General features: G+C 65.2%; 1 protein-coding gene. It reads right to left on the bottom strand.

What is annotated here, in order from left to right; translation table 11 throughout:
- Positions 1 to 315, bottom strand: a 315-nt coding sequence (locus IEZ31_RS46850) for a PEP/pyruvate-binding domain-containing protein (RefSeq protein WP_308429513.1), incomplete at its 3' end; no start/stop codon positions are given.
- Positions 316 to 894: the final 579 nt, after the last annotated feature.

The raw sequence follows: 894 nt of genomic DNA, 5'->3' as shown, positions 1-894 counted from the left end.
GTTGAGCACCGTCTCCATCATGCCGGGCATCGAGAACTTCGCCCCGGACCGCACCGAGACCAGCAACGGGTCCGCGGCGTCACCGAGCCGCCGTCCCATCTTGTCCTCGAGCGTCGCGAGGTGCCGCTCGATCTCGTCGCGGGCGGGCACCTCCCCGGTCCGCAGGAACTCACGGCAGGCGTCGGTGGTGATGGTGAAGCCGGGCGGGACCGGCAGGCCGAGGTTGGTCATCTCGGCCAGGTTGGCGCCCTTGCCCCCGAGGAGGTCCTTGAGGTCGCGGTTGCCTTCTTCGAAGTCGTAGACGAACTGCTCCACAACGCCTCCATACCCATGGTGCGGCGGCCTAAGTCCTCGTTAGGTCCGCACACCGTAAGGCGTCCTTCCGGATTTCGGCACTGTCACGTGAGATGTTGCACAACGATCGGTACATCGACCGATTACGCACGCATATGGGAGCGATTCCATGCGCAAGAATGCGCAGGGGAGCGCTCTCTGAAGATTTTTGGGATTGGCACGTTTCCACACTTCGGGATGCATTCGCATGCTTCGTGGATCGCTGATTCGCGCAGTTTCAAGCATCGCTTCTGCACGCGTGTTTGTGGGTGAGCTTTGAGGGTGACGGCGGTCGCGCCGCCGGACATATGCGGACGTTGCCTGACGCTGCGTTTTTGTCCGCATCGGACCTGACGCCGTTGCCCCGTGGCCCTTCGGGGCGGTCGGGCGTATACGTTGGTCGATCTACCCTCGCTGTCCGCGATCAGCATGCGGGTAGATCGACCAACGTCTCAGAAAGGTCGAGGCGCGCGGGCGTGCGCAGGTCCAGACGGGCACAGTGCCCGCCCAGCCCGCCCAGCCCGCCCAGCCCGCCCAGCCCGCCCAGCCCGCCCAGCCCGC

This window comes from Dactylosporangium sucinum, from assembly GCF_014647515.1.
Taxonomy (GTDB): domain Bacteria; phylum Actinomycetota; class Actinomycetes; order Mycobacteriales; family Micromonosporaceae; genus Dactylosporangium; species Dactylosporangium sucinum.
Note: the sequence above shows the minus strand (reverse complement) of the source record. Positions and strands in the feature narration are given on the sequence as shown.